Below are 17,491 nucleotides of genomic sequence, written 5' to 3' on the forward strand. Positions count from 1 at the left end.
AGATATTCAGGTGCCTATATCGGCGGTGTCTACCTCTTCCCATTCCGAACAGAGCAGTCAAGCCCGCCAGAGCCGATGGTATTGCCGTAACAGGTGGGAGAGTAGGTCGGTGCCTAATTTTATACAATACCCCTTCAAGTAATTGGAGGGGTTTTTTTTGCCTTTTTTGCTGATTCGCTGATGAAATTGTAAAAAATTAAAGGCGAATCGATCAGCCGACTCACCTTAATTTACTTGCCAAAACGCGATAATTTCTTTGAAGCTATTTTAATCTTCGTCGTAAAACTCAGATAACGACGCCATATATGTGCTGTTCCACCCCTCGACCATGTTGTCATAGTCGTCATCTGGGATGTTAATGTGTTCTAATTCTAAGGAGGTGCCCTTCTTATGCTCGTGTAGTTTTATTGTAACGATTGACTTTTCCTCTTGCTCACCGAAGTACCATTGCTGTACAATCTTTTTAAAAGGTTCTAAAGCTATGAATTCTCCCGTGATTGCACCATCCCACATCGAGAATGCTCCTCCTTCTTGTGGATCGATAGTGACTAAATCACCTGTCCATAGTCTTATAGTGGTTTCTGTTGTGAGTGCTTTGTAGATTTCTTCAGGTTCAGCACCAATTATATAGTATTTTTTAAAATTTTTCATACGTTGTTGTTTTGTGTTTCGTAGTCATTTTTGGTAAATTTACGCACATTTAAGCGATAAATTGATGAGTAATTTCCTACCAAATGAACTATTAGAGAAGTTAAAGCTACAGGAAGGGTTCGATGTAGATGCTTTTAAAGCAGTTCACCAAGTTGGCGAGCGGATTACGTCTATTCGATTGAATCCTAAAAAAATTACTGAGCCAAGTTATTCTAATGTTTCGCCTGTTCCTTGGTGTGAGTGGGGTTATTATTTATCTGAGCGTCCAGTTTTTACAGTTGATCCCCTATATCATGCCGGCTGTTATTATGTGCAAGAAGCTTCGTCAATGTTTATTGCTCACATTCTAAAAGAAATTGGATTAGTTAATTCGCCGGTACGTGCGCTGGATTTGTGCGCTGCTCCCGGAGGTAAAACTACGTTACTCAGTAGTTATTTACATCACGATTCGTTGCTTGTTGCTAATGAAGTGATAAAAGCGCGGGTCAATATTTTACAAGATAATGTAACACGTTGGGGTGAACCGATCGCGGTTGTTACAAATAACGATCCGTCTGCATTTGCGAAGCTTCCAGGTTATTTTGATTTAACACTAGTCGATGCACCCTGCTCGGGTTCTGGGATGTTCCGTAAGGATGAGGGTGCGGTGGACGAGTGGTCGCAAGCGAATGTAAACCTGTGTAGTGACCGGCAAAAACGCATTTTAGCGGAATCTGTTGTGTGTCTGAAAGAAGGTGGATACCTTTTTTATTCCACGTGTTCATATTCAGAACAGGAGAATGAAGATATACTCGATTGGCTGATTTCTGAATATGGTTTTCAAACGGTACAGGTTAACATAAACCCTCATTGGGGGGTGGAAGAAAGTATTTCAAAACAGCATAGTGCGTTTGGGTACCGTTTTTATCCCCATAAAGTAAAAGGAGAAGGTTTTTTTATTGGTGTGTTGAAAAAGAAATCTGCACAGCATACTTTTGAACGGAGAAAAACTAAACCAGAGAAAAGTGCTATCTCAAACGAAGAATTAGCACAGTGGGTTTCTGTCCCTCAGGATCTCACAACATTTCTCCACGGCGAAGATGTTCATATTTTTCCTAAACTCTATACAGACGACTTAAAATGGCTACAGAACGTACTATATATACGAGAGGCTGGGATAAATATTGGGCGATGGACTGGGCGAGAGCTTATTCCTTCACATGACCTTGCACTAAGTTTCTATATTAATACGGGTATCAATAAAGTTGAACTATCGCTTGAAACTGCGCTTAAATATTTGCGAAAAGAAGCTTTGATGACTACGGAATTTCAAGCGGCAAGAAAGGGCTGGTGTTTAGTTCAATATAAAGGGGTGAATCTTGGTTGGGTGAAAGTATTAGGAAATAGAATAAACAATTACTATCCAAAATCCGGGCGCATTATGCATTTATAGCTTTTTGATGCTGGAGGATAATTGTAGCTATGTCCGATGCAACTTCTTTTTTGGATTTTAACTCGAACTTTTGAACTCGCTTATTTTTATCTAGTATAGTAACCTTATTGGTATCACCTGAGAATCCGGCCCCCTCGTCCTGCATAGAGTTAAGAACGATATAGTCTAAATTCTTTCGGTTAAGTTTGTCTAAGGCATTTTCGAGCTCATTGTTAGTCTCGAGTGCAAACCCAATTAATGTTTGACCTGTGGTCTTACGGTTGCCTAACGAGGCTAAAATGTCAACCGTCTTTTTTAAACGAATTTGAAAGGTTTCTTCTTTCTTCTTGATCTTTTGATCGGATGTTTCTACAGGAGTATAATCCGCTACCGCAGCACTCATTACGATAATGTCAGCGTTATCAAAAAATTGATTGCAGGCTTCCAACATTTGCTGCGCTGAGGTTACGTCCTTTCGAGTAATTCCAGGGGGAGTTGGCAGCGTTGTTGGTCCACTTACCAATGTAACTTCCGCACCTAAAGAGTGTAGCGCTTCAGCGATAGCAAAGCCCATCTTTCCGCTCGAATGATTTCCAATAAAACGTACAGGATCTATAGCCTCATGGGTTGGTCCCGCCGAGACCAAGGCTTTTTTTCCTTTAAGCGGGCGTTCTTCGTTAAAAAAGTCGCTTATAAATTCGAAAAGTTCATCGGGTTCAGCTAAACGTCCCGGGCCGATTAAACCGCTTGCAAGTTCGCCAGAATTCGGTGCGATCATTTTATTACCATAGCTTTCTAATATGGATACATTACGCTGCGTAGCGGGATGCTGCCACATATCTAGATCCATTGCCGGAGCAAAGAAAACCGGACATTTTGCAGAAAGATAAGTAGCTAATAGTAGATTGTCGCAAGCTCCATTAGCCATTTTACTTAATGAATTTGCCGTTGCGGGAGCAATAAGCATTAAATCCGCGGAGATACCCAATTCCACATGGTTGTTCCATACTCCATTTGATCGATCAAAGTAATCCGATAGAACTGGATTTTTGGACACAGTCGCTAGCGTGAGGGGCGTGACGAATTCTTTTGCGTCAGGAGAAAGAATCACTTGAATGCTAGCCTCCGCTTTTACGAGCAATCGGACAAGGGACGTGATTTTATATGCGGCAATACTGCCACATATACCAATCACAATATGTTTTCCTCGAACCGACATCTAAAAACGGTTAATCTTGTTCTTTAGACGGATTTCTATAGTAGATCTTTTCGTTTAAGAACTCATCGATCGCTACAAGCGTTGATTTTGGCATGCGCTCATAATGTTTAGAGATTTCAATCTGTTCTCGGTTTTCGAAAACTTCCTCTAAATTATCGTTATTCGTCGCAAATTCTGCCAACTTACCATTCAATTCTTCTTTTACATCAACCGCAATTTGATTTGCACGCTTTCCAATTACTACGATTGACTCGTAGATGTTCTCCGTACCTTTATCTAATTCTCTTAAATCACGCGTGATCGTAGAGTTTGGAACAGTAGTGTTTTTGTTTTGACTCATTGTATGTAGTATTATGAATTTCTAATTTATTTGTTTTCTAACTCTTTCGCAGTCTCGTTTGCCTCTGCCTCTTCCTTGGTTATACCCATTTCTTCGAGTTGTTGTTGGCGTAATCGGGTCGCTTCATCCATCCGTTTTACAACGTATGCAATTCTTTTCTCAGCACTTGCTCGAAGACCGTCCGCTTCATTACGATATTTACTTTCAGGGTATGTCTCAATGAAAGAAGCATAATAATCAATAGCTTCATTATAACGGGCTTCTTGGCGATAAGGCATACTGTTCGCTGCGAATAAATATTGTGACTTTAAAATCAAGAATTCTGCTTCTTCGGCATATTTGGTGTCCGGATAGTCTCTCAGCATGCTTTCAAAAGCAATCACAGCAGCTCGGTAATCGTCTGGTTGCCCCATGTCAAAGTATAACTTCGCATTCGCATATGCTTTTGTCTCCAGTTTATCCCGCAACTTTTGTATCAATTCGCTAGCTTCTGTGGCTTTCTCACCATCTGGGTAGAGGTTAATAAAAAGTTGTAACTCGTCAATTGCTTTCCGTGTATTCTCCTGATCTAAATTGGAGCGGGGTGAATCAAGATAGAAGCAATAGGCCGACATAAAACGACATTCTTCCGCACGCGGGCTATTCGGATAAGTTGTCGCGAAGTTCTTAAAGCTAAATCGTGCTGACGTGTAGTCACGCAAGCGATAGCTAGTATACGCGGTATAATAATATAAATCTTCCGCTTCAGCTTGTCCACGATATTTTGTCATAAGATCATCGAAAAGCGTTATGGCTTTCGTGTATTTCTTTTTCTCGTAGAATTTAACGGCCTCTTGATATTTCATAGCTATGTTATTGCTTGCGCGAATTTTTTCAAATTTGCTTTTGCAACTGCCCATAAGCACGACACACACCAATCCGGCGAATAAAGATACAATACGTCTATTTAAAAACATTTTACAAAGATACGTCAAAAACAGTTAAGTTTCAATTTAATTTTAGGCGAGCAATATACCGCAAAATGGGGCGTGAACCTACTTAAATAAAGCCATTTAACATTCTTTAACCAGTATTATACATGGGGATGTCAACAAAGTGTTGAATTATAGCCTATAGTTAACGTCTATCGCGTTTTATTTGAGAAATTGCCTATCTTTGATCTTAACATATAGTTACAGATAAAAATGACATTACTAGAGCGAGTAGAACAAGCATTGGACTCCATCCGTCCGTATTTAGAAACTGACGGCGGAAACGTGAGTGTAGAAGAGATTACTCCAGAGAATGTGGTGAAATTAAAGTTGTTGGGTACCTGTGCGAATTGTTCGATGAGCATTATGACTTTTAAAGCCGGCTTAGAACAAGCTATCCGTAAATCCGTTCCTGAAATTACAGGAGTAGAGGCGATAAACCTTACGGATATCAATGATCCTAGCGCTATTACTCCGTCACAAAATTAGTGGTTAACACAATTTAACAGCCTTCATTTCTGAAGTTTGTATAAATTTGAATCATGGCGGCAAGAATTCACCATTTCCTTGGTTTCACAGTATTATTCTGTCTACTGCTGAATACCGTATCTGGACAGGAAAAAAAACTTGTACAGTTTAGCGGTTTGATCAGTTCAGTAGGCGGCGAGTTAGCTGTGCCCTTTGTTACCGTAACGAATAAAAGCTACAATAACCAAGCATATGCGGCAGATAATGAGGGATATTTTTCGTTTGTTGCTCATGTAGGTGACACCATCGCTTTTAGCTCTGTCGGGTTTGAGCCGACCTCATTGGTTATTCCGGCGACAAGCGCGGATAAATATACCGCGAGAGTATCAATGAAGAGTATGGTTATTGAACTACCGGCTGTTATGCCGTTTCCTTGGGCGAGTATCGAGGAGTTTAACCAAGCTTTTTTAGCGCTAGACGTCAGTAATGACGATGCCTCTAGGATACGCCGGAGCCTGTCGCCCGAAGCTTTAGCTGCTTTGTCTAAAATCGTTCCTCGTAGTGCTGAAGAGATTCAAACATACAATTCCATGCAGCGTCATATCAACATGACCAATAAGAATATTAATCAACGTTTCGCTAATCCTCTTTTTAGTCCTATTGCGTGGGGTTCGTTTATTAATTCTATTATTAAAGGAGATTATAGCCGAGAGCGTCTGAAGTACTAGTTAGTCAGCCGATCGGATCGAGTTGTTTTTAATTTCGCGTACGCTTAAATGTGCGGCAATATAGGAAACCCCAATAGCGACAACCATTACAGTTATAAATACCAGCACGAAATCTAGTATACGGATATCTACAGGATAGACGTCCATAACAGACCCAGCTCCTTCTCCGGTTCTTATAAACCCGTACTTTTCTTGTGCTACGCAGAAAACTAGTCCAGCGGCGATGCCAATTACTCCCCCTATAAAAGCGATCATGATTCCTTCGTAAAAAAATATACGTTGGATAAGCGAGTTGTCCGCGCCAAGGCTTCGAAGAACGGCCATGTCTTGTTTTTTATCGATTACGAGCATCGTTAGCGAACCGATGATGTTAAAGATGGCTATAATTCCAATTACGGTTAATATAAAGAAGACGATCCATTTTTCTGAACGAATAGTTTTGTACAGTAGCGGGTTCTGTTGTTCTCTATTTTTAACGATAAAGTTCTCTCCTAATTGACGCTGAGTTTCTGATTGTAAACTGTTTATTTTTGTTGAATCGGAGGTGTAGATCTCAATAGCGGATACACGTTGGAATTCCCCTAATAAGTCTTTAGCGAAATCTAAAGGTGTAATGATAAGGTTTGTAAATCCTTGTTGGTAATGTAAGACACCGATGGGAGATATTATGCGAACATTGATGTCATCCATCGGATTTACGCTTGTCCCTGATACTCCTTTGCGCGGTGAAAAAAGTCTAATGCTATTATCAGCTCCATCCATAGGTACACGGAGATTCGCCTGCACCTGTGCGCCAATTATAGCATAGTTGAAACTATCTTGCTCTATAAGGAAGCTCCCGGCATAAAGCATTTCACTGTGGTCAACCTGAAGGAGGCTCTTAGGCTCCACGCCTTTTAACTGAGCGATGAATTGTTGATCGTCGTACTGGATTAGAACTTTATCTTCTAAAACCTCTGTGTAGCTTTTTACGGTGGGGTTCTTGCGTAAGTTTAAAAATATGTCTGAATTGGGGTTGAATGTCTTTCCTTTTGTCGGCTCAATGCGAAGCTCAGGTGCAAACGTTGAATATAACGAGAGGATAAGGTTCTCCATTCCATTATAGAAGGATAGTACAATGACTAATGCTGCACTACTAACCAATACGCCGATTACGCTAATTGCCGAAATAATGTTTATTGCATTGATCGACTTTTTCGCAAATAAATATCGCCGAGCGAAGAATACGGGTAATCTCATCAATTATGCGCGAATAAATGGGTTGGTCTTTTTTTCTATGCCGATTGTTGTCGAGGGACCGTGCCCAGGATAGACCATGGTGTCGGGATCTAATGTATATATCTTTGTTTTTATATTGTCTAATAATAACTGATGATTTCCCCCCGGAAGGTCTGTACGACCGATGCTTCCACTAAACAGAATGTCTCCACCGATAAGAATCTTTTGGTCGGCGCAGTAAAACGCAATATGGGCAGGAGAATGACCGGGAACGAACAATATTTGGAAATTGTATTGACCAATAGTTATGTTATCCCCTTCGTTTAAAAACGTCTCTGGTATCGGGGAGACATCGTAACGGAAACCGTAGGCTGGAGCGATGTTTTGCACAGCGACAAGGACGGGTACCTCTCCTTCATGCATTTGAGGAATCAGGCCGTATTTTTCATATATAAAATGATTTCCCAATACATGATCCACATGACCATGGGTATTATATAACGCGGTGGGGATTAGTTGGTGCTCTTCGAGAAAAGCTACCAATGCATCTTGTTCTGCCACGTTCGACATCCCAGGATCAAATATAGCACAGTCACCTTTTTCTTGGTAGACAATATAGGTGTTTTCTTGGAATGCGTTAAATACAAAAGAGTGGACTTGTAACATACTTCAAAACTACGTAAAAACAATATAATAAGGAATTATTTTCCCCGGATTGGCAGATCGCATTATCGTATAAATTTGCCCTCGGTAAAGAAGCGGATGAAGAAATATTTATATAATCTTTTCATTCCAGATTTCCCAGTTTTTTTCGGCCTGGAGGAGAAGCATTTCATATCCGTTTTTCGTCGTAGCACCTTTTTTACGACCTTGTTTAAGAAAAGCGGTCTCTTCCGGATTATAAATAAGATCGTACAATAAATGTGTCTCTCCTATTCCTTCGTAGGGTATTTTTGGAGAGGCATTTACGTTAGGGAAGGTCCCCACAGGAGAGCAATTGATGATCAATTGGTGGTCAGCAATTATTTGTTCGGTAAGATCTTCATATGTTAGGTCGCCGGTCCCGGGTTTTCGACTTACGATCTTATAAGGGATCCCTAGTTTCTCCAAGGTAAAAAATACAGCTTTTGCAGCACCGCCATTTCCAAGGACCAGCGCCGTGTTCTGTAGGTTACGTAATAGTGGTTTCAGAGATTCTTCAAACCCGAACGCGTCAGTATTGAAACCTTTTAATACGGGATTCTCCTGATTATATCTGATCTGGATACAATTTACCGCGCCAATTTTGGCAGCCTCTGGCGAAAGCTCGTGCATATAAGCGATCACTGTCTGTTTATGAGGGATTGTTACGTTGAAGCCATAAAACGAGCCGTCATTTTGATACAAGTCGGGAAACTGTTCGATATGTTCTATCGAATAAAGTTCATAATCAATACCTGTTATATTTTCTGTTCTAAATTTATTCAGGTAATACTTTTTTGAAAACGAATGCCCAAGGGGGAAACCTATCAGACCTAATTTCTTCATCTTGATATTAATTCTCTGTGTATCGGCGCACCATGTCAACTATTAAACTGTTCCCCTGTAATTTCGGTATATAGTCGAAAATTAGATATGCTTTATCTGGGTATAAGCCGAGAGCAGACTCTAGATGTTCTAATGCAATATCAAACCGTGCGTCGACGAAACGATACGCCGCCATTCTGTAATACAGCTCCGGTACATCGTCATTCGCTAATATAGCCTCGGTCATTATTGAAATTGCACCCTCAATATCGGATTTTTCAACGTAGATTACCGAAAAATCTAACCATGCCTCGTAGTCCTCGGGATCGAGCTCTACAGTCTTCCGAAAGGCACTTTCTGCTTTTTTGAACTGTCCGAGTTCAGAGTATGCCTGCGCAAGGGCATACCATATGCTAGGGTCTGTGTCGTCTAGTTTGATAGCTTTTTTGAAAAAGTGTAAGGATTCGTGATAACGCTGCTCAGCGTCTAACGTAGTGCCTATTCCGAACCAGGCATCTGGATTTTCGGGATCGAGCTTAGAAGCTTTTTTATAGAAGTCCCGAGCTAGTTCGAATTCCTCTATATTTTCGTAGCCTTCGCCCAGCATGCAATACACTTCCGCGTTAGGCGAAGCATATATAAACGTACCTAATAAATTTTCAATTGCTTCGTCGTATTTTCCTTGTTGGAGTAGCGTTGAAGCTTTACTGTAGTAACTTGGGACAAACGTTTCATCGATCGCGATAGCATAATCAAATGCATCTATTGCTTCATCCAAGCGCCCCAAGGCGTCTAATGTGACTCCATAATTTATCCAACCCAGTTCGTTATACGGATTGTTATCTAAGTACTTCGTATAATAGGGTAGAGCTTCCTCAGGATTACCTGCTTCGATACAACAAGCACATAACGTGTCAATGGCGTGTAGATTATCGATATCGATATCGAGGGATTGTTTTAAGTACTTTATTCCTTCTTGATTTTGCTTTCTTTCTAAATACAACAACGCGATTGACTCGTATACTACGGATGCATCTGCATCATTTTCTAGGGCCATCGAATAATATTCTTCTGCTTGATCATAGTTGCCGCGTATACGTGCTAGATTCCCTCTAATCATGAATATGACTTCGCTATTGGGTTCAAGATGACTGGCTTCCTCAAGCGTTTCTTGAGATTTTTCAAGTTGGTTAATAGATGCGTATATTTGGCTTTTCTGTAGCAAAAATGTCGCATCGTAATTGTGTTGCCCATTTGCAATATCTACCGCTTGTAATGCTTTTACAGGATCTTTCTTCCCTTCGAAATAGTACGCTATTATATTTAGGAACACTTCCGAATCGAAGAAATATTCTTCTTGATTGCGTAACATAGACTCGTAGGTAGCAATGGTTTCTCGCATCTCCTTGGCTGAGTCAAAACCGAAGTTATCTTCCTTATTGTTCATATCCGCTATGTGTTTAATGCTAACTATTAATAATCCCAGTATGAGTGAAAATTACGTAAAAAAAGCAAATTCGCTCATAAATGTTTTCCACATTAAGGGTCTTATTAGCAAAGATAGCGTTAAAAAATATCAATATAGCAGAAAAGCCGATTCATTGCTGAATCGGCTTTCTTATCGTTTATAATTCTAAAAGAGAATTATTTTTTGATTTCTACACGACGGTTTTGAACACGACCTTCTTCAGTTGCATTAGATGCTACTGGGTTAGCCTCACCATAACCGTTAGCGTTGATGCTTGATGCAGATACGCCAGCGTTAACTAAGTATTGTTTTACTGCGTTCGCACGGTCTGTAGATAAGTTCATGTTGTAATCTTCAGTACCTTCTTCAGAAGCATAACCGTCAAGAGTTACAGAAGCGTTAGCGTCACGTAATTCTTTAGCTAATTTATCTAAAGTTGAATAAGATTCAGTTTTCAACACTGAGCTATCAAATTCGAATTGGATAGGAGAGTAATATTCTCCTGAAGTTGCATCGTTAGCTGCAACTGGCTCAGGGAATTTAATTGGACATCCTGATCCGTCTACTGCAGTACCAGCTGGAGTTGAAGGACATTTGTCGAATTTATCAGAAACACCGTCACCATCAGAGTCTTTGCTTAATTGATCAACAGTACCTTCTAATGTAGACACACGTTGTTTCAATGCTTCAACTTCGTTACGTAATGATGGATCTTTCAACTCATCATATAATGTAGCAACTGGGTTAGTGAAAGTTAAGCTTTCTTTATCACGTGAACCCAGAGTAAACTCTAAACCACCATAAACTTGTGAGAATTTACCTTTGTAGTCTGTACGAGCAGGACCGTAAAGTAAGTTGTCATCAGTGAAGTTCATTGTGTAACCTAAGTTCAAGGCAACAACTTCAGATAATTTGAATTTAACACCAACTCCTACAGGGATAAAACCTGAAAGTTTGTAATCTTTGTCACCAGTAGCTTCACGATCTCCGAAGATTTCTTCACCCCAGTTACCTTTTTGGTCATAAACTACAGAACCTGAGAAATCATTTCCTGAATATTGTACAGGGTTAGATGCTAATACTCCTAAACCTACTTTTGCGTAGAAGTTAACTGCATTTTCTCTTCTTAAGAAATCGATAGTACCTAATTGGAATACACCGTTTAAGCTAGCTGCCCAGTTTACGTCAACCTCAGCAGAAGTAGCTCCTCTACTGTTTTCTATAGCAGGACCTGATACATCGTGGTTGTAAGTTTTGATTTTACCACGGTTTCCTTCTAATTCTAAACCGAATAGGTGTGAGAATTGTTTACGTACAGTTAAACCATAGTACTCACCTACTTTATTTTGGAAGTAACCAACTTTTTGTCCAAATGGGTTAGAACCACCAGTGATTGCTCCTGGAGTAGTGATACCACCTTGAACACCGATCGACCATGTTCTGTATTGTGATCTACCACCAAATACAGTTGGAGTCTGAGCTTGCGCAGTTTCAGCGAAACCTAAAGCGGCTACTAAAGATGCTGCAACAGCTGTTTTTTTAATTGTAGAATAGTTCATACTCTTGTTTTTAAGGTTATTAAAATTTTTAATTGTTTTCACTTTAATCAAATTTAACATAACTTAACAATAACGATGCCAAAATGATTTGGCTTCTCAGAAAAATTATGATCACTAATATTTCGCCGTACTTGCCAGTAAAATACCGGCATAAAAGTATATATATTATTTAGAACAGCAAAATATTTCTATTATTTTTACCTGTATAACGATAAAAATACAAAGGCTGTAGCATTAATGCTACATTACAGGATGTAGTGAATTATAGCTAAAGTTATTCCACCAAGCACCGCGCTAACGGGAATAGTTAGTACCCACGCCCATAAAAGGCTTATGGTCACGCCCCATCGTACTGCAGATACTCGTTTTACTACGCCAACGCCAATGATAGCTCCGGTAATAGTATGGGTTGTAGATGCTGGAATACCGAAATGCTCCGTAACACCTAGTGTAATCGCCCCTGCGGATTCCGCTGCAACCCCTTCAAGCGGTGTTACCTTCGTAATTTTTGTACCCATGGTTTTAACGATTTTCCAACCCCCACTCATTGTTCCTAATGCGATAGCGAGGTAACAGGAAAGCGGTACCCAGTTTGGCATGGATTCAAAATTAGGGATGATTTGTTCCGCGATTAAAGCAGTAGCAATGATACCCATTACTTTTTGGGCGTCATTACCTCCGTGTGCAAAACTTAATCCTGCCGACGATATTAACTGACATACCTTAAACCATTTCTCAGCGACCGATGGCCTCGCTCGTTTGGCGAGGTTCATAATCAGGATAGTTATAACTACGGAGAAAAACATCCCGATGATTGGCGCCAGTACAATAAAGGAAACCGTTTTTAAAATCGCACTGTTATTTATTGCATCAAAAGGGTTAACCCCTTGAATTACCGCGAAAGCCATCCCGGATCCTGCGAACCCTCCGATTAGGGTGTGAGAGGAGCTAGATGGTATACCGTAGTACCAAGTAAATAAATTCCATGAAATAGCGGCGACTAGCCCTGCAAATATTACCTCGAGGGTGATGTATTCGTCAAGAACTGTTTTTGCGATTGTGTTAGCTACCTTATGGTCCGTAAAATAAAAATAAGCAGCGAAGTTAAATATCGCGGCCCATAGTACAGCCATAAACGGTGTTAAGACTTTTGTAGATACGATCGTTGCGATGGAGTTTGCAGCGTCGTGAAAACCATTGATGTAATCAAATGCTATCGCTAGGACAACAACGACGATCAATAATGTTGAAATCATCATACGAGTTAAGCTTTCTTTAATTGTAAATTAAGCATTCTTAACTAAAATACTTTCCAATACGTTTGCCACGTCTTCACATTTGTCTGTAGCATCTTCCATGGCAGAAAGAACTTCTTTAGTTTTGATTAGCGTAATCGCGTCTTTTTCGAATTCGAAAAGTTCGCCCACTGCTTTGTCAAAAATATAATCTGCTTTGTTCTCAACACTATTAATGCGAACGCAAGAATCTGTGATATTACGGATGTTTTTTAAATCTTTTAATTCGTTAAGTGCTGTTGCGACATGCACCGTAGCCTCCGCGATGAGATCTGTAATTTCTTTCATTGCTGTGCTCGCGTTTACGACTTTATAAAGTTCCATGCGATTGGAAGCCCCATAGATAAAATCCGCTACATCGTCAAGCGAGCTAGCGAGTGCATGGATATCCTCACGGTCAAATGGAGTGATAAAGTTTTTTCCAAGCTCCAAATGAATTTGATGTGTGATATTATCGCCTTGATGCTCAAGCTCTTCTAGTATTTTATTCAATTCAGCACGTTTAGCAGGATCTGTAGTATTTACCATCTCTTGCAGTTTTTTTGCCATTTCGATTAAATTTGCCCCGGCTTGTTCAAACAACGGGAAAAACTTTTTATCCTTCGGGACGAAGTACTGAAAAATGCTATTTAATGACATAGTTTTAAAATTTATGCAAATTTATGAATGATATGTTAAGTTAATGTTAACTTTTTGGTTGAAATCTTTATTGGCTTAAATTTTTTATGTGCTTGCTAACGTAAATCCGAATGTTGTGCCTAACCCCTCTGTACTGCGCGCATGAACATTTTGTTCGTGCGCTTCGATGATATGCTTGACTATTGCTAGACCCAGTCCGGCTCCCCCGATATCACGGGAACGGCTTTTGTCGGCTCTGTAAAAGCGTTCAAATACACGGGGGAGTGTTTTTTCATCAATCCCATGCCCGTTGTCGGTTACCTCGACAAGTATCTGATCAAGTAAGGTGAATACAGATATAGACGTCTTCCCATTTTTTTTACCGTATTTGATTGAGTTGACGATAAGGTTCGTTAATACCTGCTGGATACGCTTTCTGTCCGCTTTTACGTAGACGGGGTGATTCGCTTTTCCTTTGAATTTTAGTTCTATATTATTTGTTTTGGCTTTTCCTTCTAAATCTTCGATGCATTCTTTTATTAAAGAAACGATATCAAAACGCTCCATGGTGAGCGAGATAATTCCAGTTTCTAGTTTTGATATCTCCTCTAAATCTTGAATAAGGTAGCTTAATCTGTCGAGATTACGTGATGCTTTTTCAAGAAAGCTTTTCGCGATCTCTGGGTCTTCGTCAATGACGCCGTCTTGTAGGGTTTCAATATAACCTTGAGTCGCAAATAATGGCGTCTTAAATTCATGCGAAATATTAGACAGGAACTCCTTTCGGAACTGCGCTTGTTCTTTTAATTTACTTATTTCAGAGGCTTTTTGTTTTGCCCAGTCGCGTACTTCACGTTCCGCGTCAGCGAGGGGGTCATCGTTTATTTGATCTCCCAAAGCATTTCTTAGCTCTTTACCGAGCTTTAGGTTATGAATTAGCTTATATACGTTCCGTATGCGTTTATACACGAACTTTTCGAATAGATTTAACAAGGCGACAAAGCTGAGGGCACTTGTAGCGATAAAAATCAGTAATGCAATCTGGAAGCTCGCGCGATGGTAGAAGTCCGTGAAACCAACTAGCAGGCCAATACTTAAGGCGATTAATAATGTGAAAACTTTGAAGTTCATTGTGTGCTCTGTAATCAGAGCCTAAATTAACATTCCTATTTTAAATTAATGTTAAATACGTGCGATTATCGTCTTTGCACCAGTAACTTTGTCCCCGATGTTAACGTCTATTTTCGTTCCGAGAGGTAAAAATAGATCGACTCTTGAACCGAACTTAATAAATCCGAACTCCTCACCTTGTGTGACCTGATCTTCTTCTTTGACATACCAAACGATCCGCCGTGCCATAGCGCCTGCAATCTGACGAAACAATACCTCAATTCCGTTCGCATTTTTTACCACTACAGTCGTTCGTTCATTATCTGTAGAGGATTTTGGATGCCAAGCGACGAGAAACTTACCTGGGTGATATTTGAAGTAAGTAACAATACCGCTGATCGGGTTTCTGTTTACATGAACATTAATGGGAGACATAAATATCGATACCTGTATACGACGGTCCTGAAAGTATTCAGTTTCCTCGGTTTCTTCGATCACCACAACTTTACCATCTGCTGGACACAGGACGATACGGTCGTCCGGTGTTGTTTGTTTGGAAGGGCTACGGAAAAATTGCAAAATAGTGATTACCAGGAATGCTGATAGCAGATATAAAAACCACTTCAGATAGTCTGGCGCATTATAGTAGTCTGCCAGTGCATTGATGATAAGTACAACAAGTACGACAATTGCCAGGCTAGTATATCCTTCTTTGTGGAATTTCATGTCTTTGTTTTTTGCAAATATAAGATATTCGTTGAATTTCCTCTATGGTTGTTTTTACCTTTCAACACTAAAACTATGGAAATTAGGGGATCCTTGTGCATTAATGTTAAGAATTCCCGAAACCTTAAGCTTATCCTCGATAGGCTTTCCTTCTGCATCCAACGTAGGAAAATAGTAAGGTATTTCTTTTATCAATTCTACAATCCACTGATCCAGTCTTTCATTTTTTGTTTTTTTACTGAAATTTATCCCGCTTGGCATGCCATCTTTGTCTAGGGTTACATTATAGGAAATCAAATACTCCGTATTGGTAAGGCCAGCCGTAATCTCTTTTGTGTCAAGACTCATGCTGTTGAATTTATCGCCAAGATAGGCGTCGAATCCACTATATGCATCGAATGTACAGGGTTTATAGACGATGCGTTCTGCTGTTTCGAAATGGTTCGTGGGTAAAATGCTGAACGGAGCCTGGAGTGGTTTTGCAGCCATTAGATTATAGCCCTCGGTCATGATACCTTGGTCATTAAATATTTCTTCGGCGAAAAGTTCACGGTTTTTTTTGTTGTCAGTAACCGTCGTTGTCCAATATCCTGTTGGTATACCATTTTTGATTCGCCCTTTGCGAATAAAGTAAGGATAGCCAAATTCGTTATAAAACTCGAAAGGCATCTTAAACTCATAAATACCCTTTCCAGCAATAACTTCCTGTTTACCTCGGCGGTCCCAAAAATCAGCCAATGTTACCATGGTACTGTCGTAGTTGACTGTAAGCATCGGTTTTCCATCTGGATAGTAATATTTCCAGTCTCCGGTAGGCTTATTTTCTTTAAATGTACAAGTCCATTTTGTCGTTCCGTTTGGATGATACGCGGTAAACAGGCCGTCTTTTACACCCTCATTGTAGTTTCCTGTTAATATTAAGGTCCCCGAACGGTTGAAATCTTTGAATTCGCCGTGGAACACATTTTTATCAACGATGAATGCGGACACACGCTCGATAGCTTTAAATTCGCAGTTTTTGTCCACTAGAAAATAGTGATCGTCAAAATAAAACCTAACTAGCCCCGACGGGGCATTTTCAAATAAGGTATCTCGTTTTGTGCCCGTATTTTCTACTTGAGAAAATGTAATTAATGCGGTGTTCAGCAGTAATATGAATGTACAGATCGTTTTTACCATATCCTCGATATTAATGTGCTTCTAACCAGTTTTTACCTTTTCCTACCTCAACTTCGATTGGGACTTTTAGTGTAATTGCATTTTGCATCCTTGATCTTATCAGTTCTGTAAATTGCTCAACTTCTCCCTCTGGAACGTCGAATACAAGCTCATCATGCACTTGCATTATCATTTTTCCGAGGAGTTTTTTTCGGGTAATGTCGTTTTGTATATTAATCATTGCTACTTTGATTAGGTCAGCGGCCGACCCTTGAATAGGTGCGTTGATAGCGTTGCGCTCTGCGAAACCACGGACAGTCATATTCGCAGAATTAATGTCTCGTAGATAGCGACGACGATTGAGGATTGTCTCGACGTATCCTTTTGCTTTTGCGGTCTCGATTACCGTAGACATATAGTTCCGAATTCCCGTATATTGAGCGAAGTATTGTTCAATTATAGCTGCAGCTTCTTTGCGAGGGATACCAAGGCTTTGTGAAAGTCCGAATGCCGATTGCCCGTATATGATGCCGAAATTAACGGCTTTCGCATTACGGCGCTGTTCTGAGGTAACTTCGTCAAGAGCGATTCCATAAACCCGTGCCGCTGTCGCGCGGTGGATATCATGACCTGCGCGGAATGCTTCAAGCATGTTCTCGTCCTTGCTAAGTTCCGCGATAATACGTAGTTCGATCTGTGAGTAATCCGCAGAAATCAAAACATTGCCTGAATTTCTCGGAATAAATGCCTTGCGGACTTCTCGACCTTTCTCGGTGCGTATAGGTATGTTTTGCAAATTGGGGTTAGTGGAGCTTAATCGGCCTGTAGCTGCTACAGCTTGATTGTATGAGGTATGTATGAGGGTTGTTTCTGTATTTATCAATGTCGGCAGTGCATCTACATAGGTCGATTTCAATTTTTGCATCTGACGGAATTCAAGGATGTCTTGCACTATATCGGATTTATTCGCTAACGCCAAGAGCACATCCTCACCAGTTTTATACTGTCCGGTTTTGGTCTTTTTTGCTTTTGGGTCGAGCTGTAA

At 40.2% G+C, this 17,491-nt stretch carries 18 protein-coding genes and 1 rRNA gene; 4 read left to right on the forward strand and 15 right to left on the reverse strand.

What is annotated here, in order from left to right:
• Nucleotides 1–6 precede the first annotated feature (6 nt).
• Nucleotides 7–118: ribosomal RNA gene (gene rrf / locus HP439_RS11045) — 5S ribosomal RNA — on the forward strand.
• A gap of 149 nt (nucleotides 119–267) precedes the next feature.
• Here the strand turns inward: rrf and HP439_RS11050 are convergent.
• On the reverse strand, nucleotides 268–651 hold the full coding sequence (locus tag HP439_RS11050; protein ID WP_172390399.1) for an SRPBCC family protein: 384 nt from the start codon (nucleotides 649–651) through the stop codon (nucleotides 268–270).
• 64 nt (nucleotides 652–715) lie between these two features.
• On the opposite strand from HP439_RS11050, the gene HP439_RS11055 reads away from it, so the two are divergent.
• Nucleotides 716–2,083, forward strand: coding sequence for a methyltransferase RsmF C-terminal domain-like protein (locus HP439_RS11055; protein WP_172390400.1), 1,368 nt, complete (start codon nucleotides 716–718; stop codon nucleotides 2,081–2,083).
• On the opposite strand, the gene coaBC is transcribed toward HP439_RS11055, so the two are convergent.
• The 3 genes from coaBC to HP439_RS11070 are packed head-to-tail and all read right to left on the reverse strand — an operon-like array spanning nucleotide 2,070 to nucleotide 4,577.
• Nucleotides 2,070–3,281, reverse strand: coding sequence for a bifunctional phosphopantothenoylcysteine decarboxylase/phosphopantothenate--cysteine ligase CoaBC (coaBC, locus tag HP439_RS11060; protein ID WP_172390401.1), 1,212 nt, complete (start codon nucleotides 3,279–3,281; stop codon nucleotides 2,070–2,072). The genes HP439_RS11055 and coaBC overlap by 14 nt on opposite strands.
• A gap of 10 nt (nucleotides 3,282–3,291) precedes the next feature.
• Nucleotides 3,292–3,621 (reverse strand): DNA-directed RNA polymerase subunit omega, encoded by a 330-nt coding sequence (locus HP439_RS11065; RefSeq protein ID WP_172390402.1) that lies wholly within the window; start codon nucleotides 3,619–3,621, stop codon nucleotides 3,292–3,294.
• Nucleotides 3,622–3,647: 26 nt separating this feature from the next.
• Nucleotides 3,648–4,577 carry an outer membrane protein assembly factor BamD gene (locus HP439_RS11070; RefSeq protein ID WP_172390403.1) on the reverse strand — a complete coding sequence of 310 codons (930 nt, stop codon included), beginning with the start codon at nucleotides 4,575–4,577 and terminating at the stop codon, nucleotides 3,648–3,650.
• Nucleotides 4,578–4,805: 228 nt separating this feature from the next.
• Here HP439_RS11070 and HP439_RS11075 point away from each other — a divergent pair, with 228 nt between their 5' ends.
• Nucleotides 4,806–5,081 (forward strand): NifU family protein, encoded by a 276-nt coding sequence (locus HP439_RS11075; protein ID WP_172390404.1) that lies wholly within the window; start codon nucleotides 4,806–4,808, stop codon nucleotides 5,079–5,081.
• A gap of 53 nt (nucleotides 5,082–5,134) precedes the next feature.
• The gene (locus tag HP439_RS11080; protein WP_172390405.1) at nucleotides 5,135–5,788 is read left to right on the forward strand and encodes a hypothetical protein; all 654 of its coding nucleotides are present in this window, start codon (nucleotides 5,135–5,137) and stop codon (nucleotides 5,786–5,788) included.
• Here the strand turns inward: HP439_RS11080 and HP439_RS11085 are convergent, their stop codons facing one another.
• The 11 genes from HP439_RS11085 to HP439_RS11135 form a co-directional block, all read right to left on the reverse strand.
• Nucleotides 5,789–7,027, reverse strand: coding sequence for an FtsX-like permease family protein (locus HP439_RS11085; protein ID WP_172390406.1), 1,239 nt, complete (start codon nucleotides 7,025–7,027; stop codon nucleotides 5,789–5,791).
• A 3-nt stretch (nucleotides 7,028–7,030) separates the two neighbouring features.
• Nucleotides 7,031–7,672, reverse strand: a complete 642-nt coding sequence (locus tag HP439_RS11090; RefSeq protein WP_172390407.1) for an MBL fold metallo-hydrolase — start codon at nucleotides 7,670–7,672, stop codon at nucleotides 7,031–7,033.
• Between the two features lie 108 nt (nucleotides 7,673–7,780).
• A complete protein-coding gene (locus HP439_RS11095) occupies nucleotides 7,781–8,533 on the reverse strand; it encodes a shikimate dehydrogenase family protein (protein ID WP_172390408.1) in 753 nt (250 codons plus the stop codon).
• A gap of 7 nt (nucleotides 8,534–8,540) precedes the next feature.
• Entirely contained in the window at nucleotides 8,541–9,959 is a 1,419-nt protein-coding gene (locus HP439_RS11100; RefSeq protein ID WP_172390409.1) for a tetratricopeptide repeat protein, read from the reverse strand.
• A 197-nt stretch (nucleotides 9,960–10,156) separates the two neighbouring features.
• Complete coding sequence (locus tag HP439_RS11105; protein ID WP_172390414.1) at nucleotides 10,157–11,539, reverse strand: OmpA family protein; 1,383 nt, start codon at nucleotides 11,537–11,539, stop codon at nucleotides 10,157–10,159.
• Nucleotides 11,540–11,784: 245 nt separating this feature from the next.
• Nucleotides 11,785–12,795: an inorganic phosphate transporter gene (locus HP439_RS11110; RefSeq protein WP_172390415.1), complete on the reverse strand. Its 1,011-nt coding sequence runs from the start codon at nucleotides 12,793–12,795 to the stop codon at nucleotides 11,785–11,787.
• 30 nt (nucleotides 12,796–12,825) lie between these two features.
• On the reverse strand, nucleotides 12,826–13,473 hold the full coding sequence (locus HP439_RS11115; RefSeq protein WP_172390410.1) for a DUF47 domain-containing protein: 648 nt from the start codon (nucleotides 13,471–13,473) through the stop codon (nucleotides 12,826–12,828).
• Between the two features lie 84 nt (nucleotides 13,474–13,557).
• On the reverse strand, nucleotides 13,558–14,583 hold the full coding sequence (locus HP439_RS11120) for a sensor histidine kinase (protein ID WP_172390411.1): 1,026 nt from the start codon (nucleotides 14,581–14,583) through the stop codon (nucleotides 13,558–13,560).
• A 51-nt stretch (nucleotides 14,584–14,634) separates the two neighbouring features.
• Nucleotides 14,635–15,288, reverse strand: a complete 654-nt coding sequence (locus HP439_RS11125) for a phosphatidylserine decarboxylase family protein (protein WP_172390412.1) — start codon at nucleotides 15,286–15,288, stop codon at nucleotides 14,635–14,637.
• A gap of 54 nt (nucleotides 15,289–15,342) precedes the next feature.
• Nucleotides 15,343–16,467: a toxin-antitoxin system YwqK family antitoxin gene (locus HP439_RS11130; protein WP_172390413.1), complete on the reverse strand. Its 1,125-nt coding sequence runs from the start codon at nucleotides 16,465–16,467 to the stop codon at nucleotides 15,343–15,345.
• A 10-nt stretch (nucleotides 16,468–16,477) separates the two neighbouring features.
• A partial coding sequence (locus tag HP439_RS11135; RefSeq protein ID WP_246229335.1) for a DNA polymerase occupies nucleotides 16,478–17,491 on the reverse strand: 1,014 nt, incomplete at its 5' end.

It is taken from the genome of Sphingobacterium shayense (assembly GCF_013179575.1).
In the GTDB taxonomy this organism is placed as follows: domain Bacteria; phylum Bacteroidota; class Bacteroidia; order Sphingobacteriales; family Sphingobacteriaceae; genus Sphingobacterium; species Sphingobacterium shayense.

Excerpts from the sequence above, each read along its gene's own strand:
- HP439_RS11115 (WP_172390410.1), bottom strand. The coding sequence starts at position 13,473 with ATGTCATTAAATAGCATTTTTCAGTACTTCGTCCCGAAGGATAAAAAG.
- HP439_RS11095 (WP_172390408.1), bottom strand. The coding sequence starts at position 8,533 with ATGAAGAAATTAGGTCTGATAGGTTTCCCCCTTGGGCATTCGTTTTCA.
- HP439_RS11070 (WP_172390403.1), bottom strand. The coding sequence starts at position 4,577 with ATGTTTTTAAATAGACGTATTGTATCTTTATTCGCCGGATTGGTGTGT.
- HP439_RS11065 (WP_172390402.1), bottom strand. The coding sequence starts at position 3,621 with ATGAGTCAAAACAAAAACACTACTGTTCCAAACTCTACGATCACGCGT.
- HP439_RS11120 (WP_172390411.1), bottom strand. The coding sequence starts at position 14,583 with ATGAACTTCAAAGTTTTCACATTATTAATCGCCTTAAGTATTGGCCTG.
- HP439_RS11075 (WP_172390404.1), top strand. The coding sequence starts at position 4,806 with ATGACATTACTAGAGCGAGTAGAACAAGCATTGGACTCCATCCGTCCG.
- HP439_RS11090 (WP_172390407.1), bottom strand. The coding sequence starts at position 7,672 with ATGTTACAAGTCCACTCTTTTGTATTTAACGCATTCCAAGAAAACACC.
- HP439_RS11125 (WP_172390412.1), bottom strand. The coding sequence starts at position 15,288 with ATGAAATTCCACAAAGAAGGATATACTAGCCTGGCAATTGTCGTACTT.
- HP439_RS11085 (WP_172390406.1), bottom strand. The coding sequence starts at position 7,027 with ATGAGATTACCCGTATTCTTCGCTCGGCGATATTTATTTGCGAAAAAG.
- coaBC (WP_172390401.1), bottom strand. The coding sequence starts at position 3,281 with ATGTCGGTTCGAGGAAAACATATTGTGATTGGTATATGTGGCAGTATT.
- HP439_RS11130 (WP_172390413.1), bottom strand. The coding sequence starts at position 16,467 with ATGGTAAAAACGATCTGTACATTCATATTACTGCTGAACACCGCATTA.
- HP439_RS11110 (WP_172390415.1), bottom strand. The coding sequence starts at position 12,795 with ATGATTTCAACATTATTGATCGTCGTTGTTGTCCTAGCGATAGCATTT.
- HP439_RS11050 (WP_172390399.1), bottom strand. The coding sequence starts at position 651 with ATGAAAAATTTTAAAAAATACTATATAATTGGTGCTGAACCTGAAGAA.
- HP439_RS11055 (WP_172390400.1), top strand. The coding sequence starts at position 716 with ATGAGTAATTTCCTACCAAATGAACTATTAGAGAAGTTAAAGCTACAG.
- HP439_RS11100 (WP_172390409.1), bottom strand. The coding sequence starts at position 9,959 with ATGAACAATAAGGAAGATAACTTCGGTTTTGACTCAGCCAAGGAGATG.
- HP439_RS11080 (WP_172390405.1), top strand. The coding sequence starts at position 5,135 with ATGGCGGCAAGAATTCACCATTTCCTTGGTTTCACAGTATTATTCTGT.
- HP439_RS11105 (WP_172390414.1), bottom strand. The coding sequence starts at position 11,539 with ATGAACTATTCTACAATTAAAAAAACAGCTGTTGCAGCATCTTTAGTA.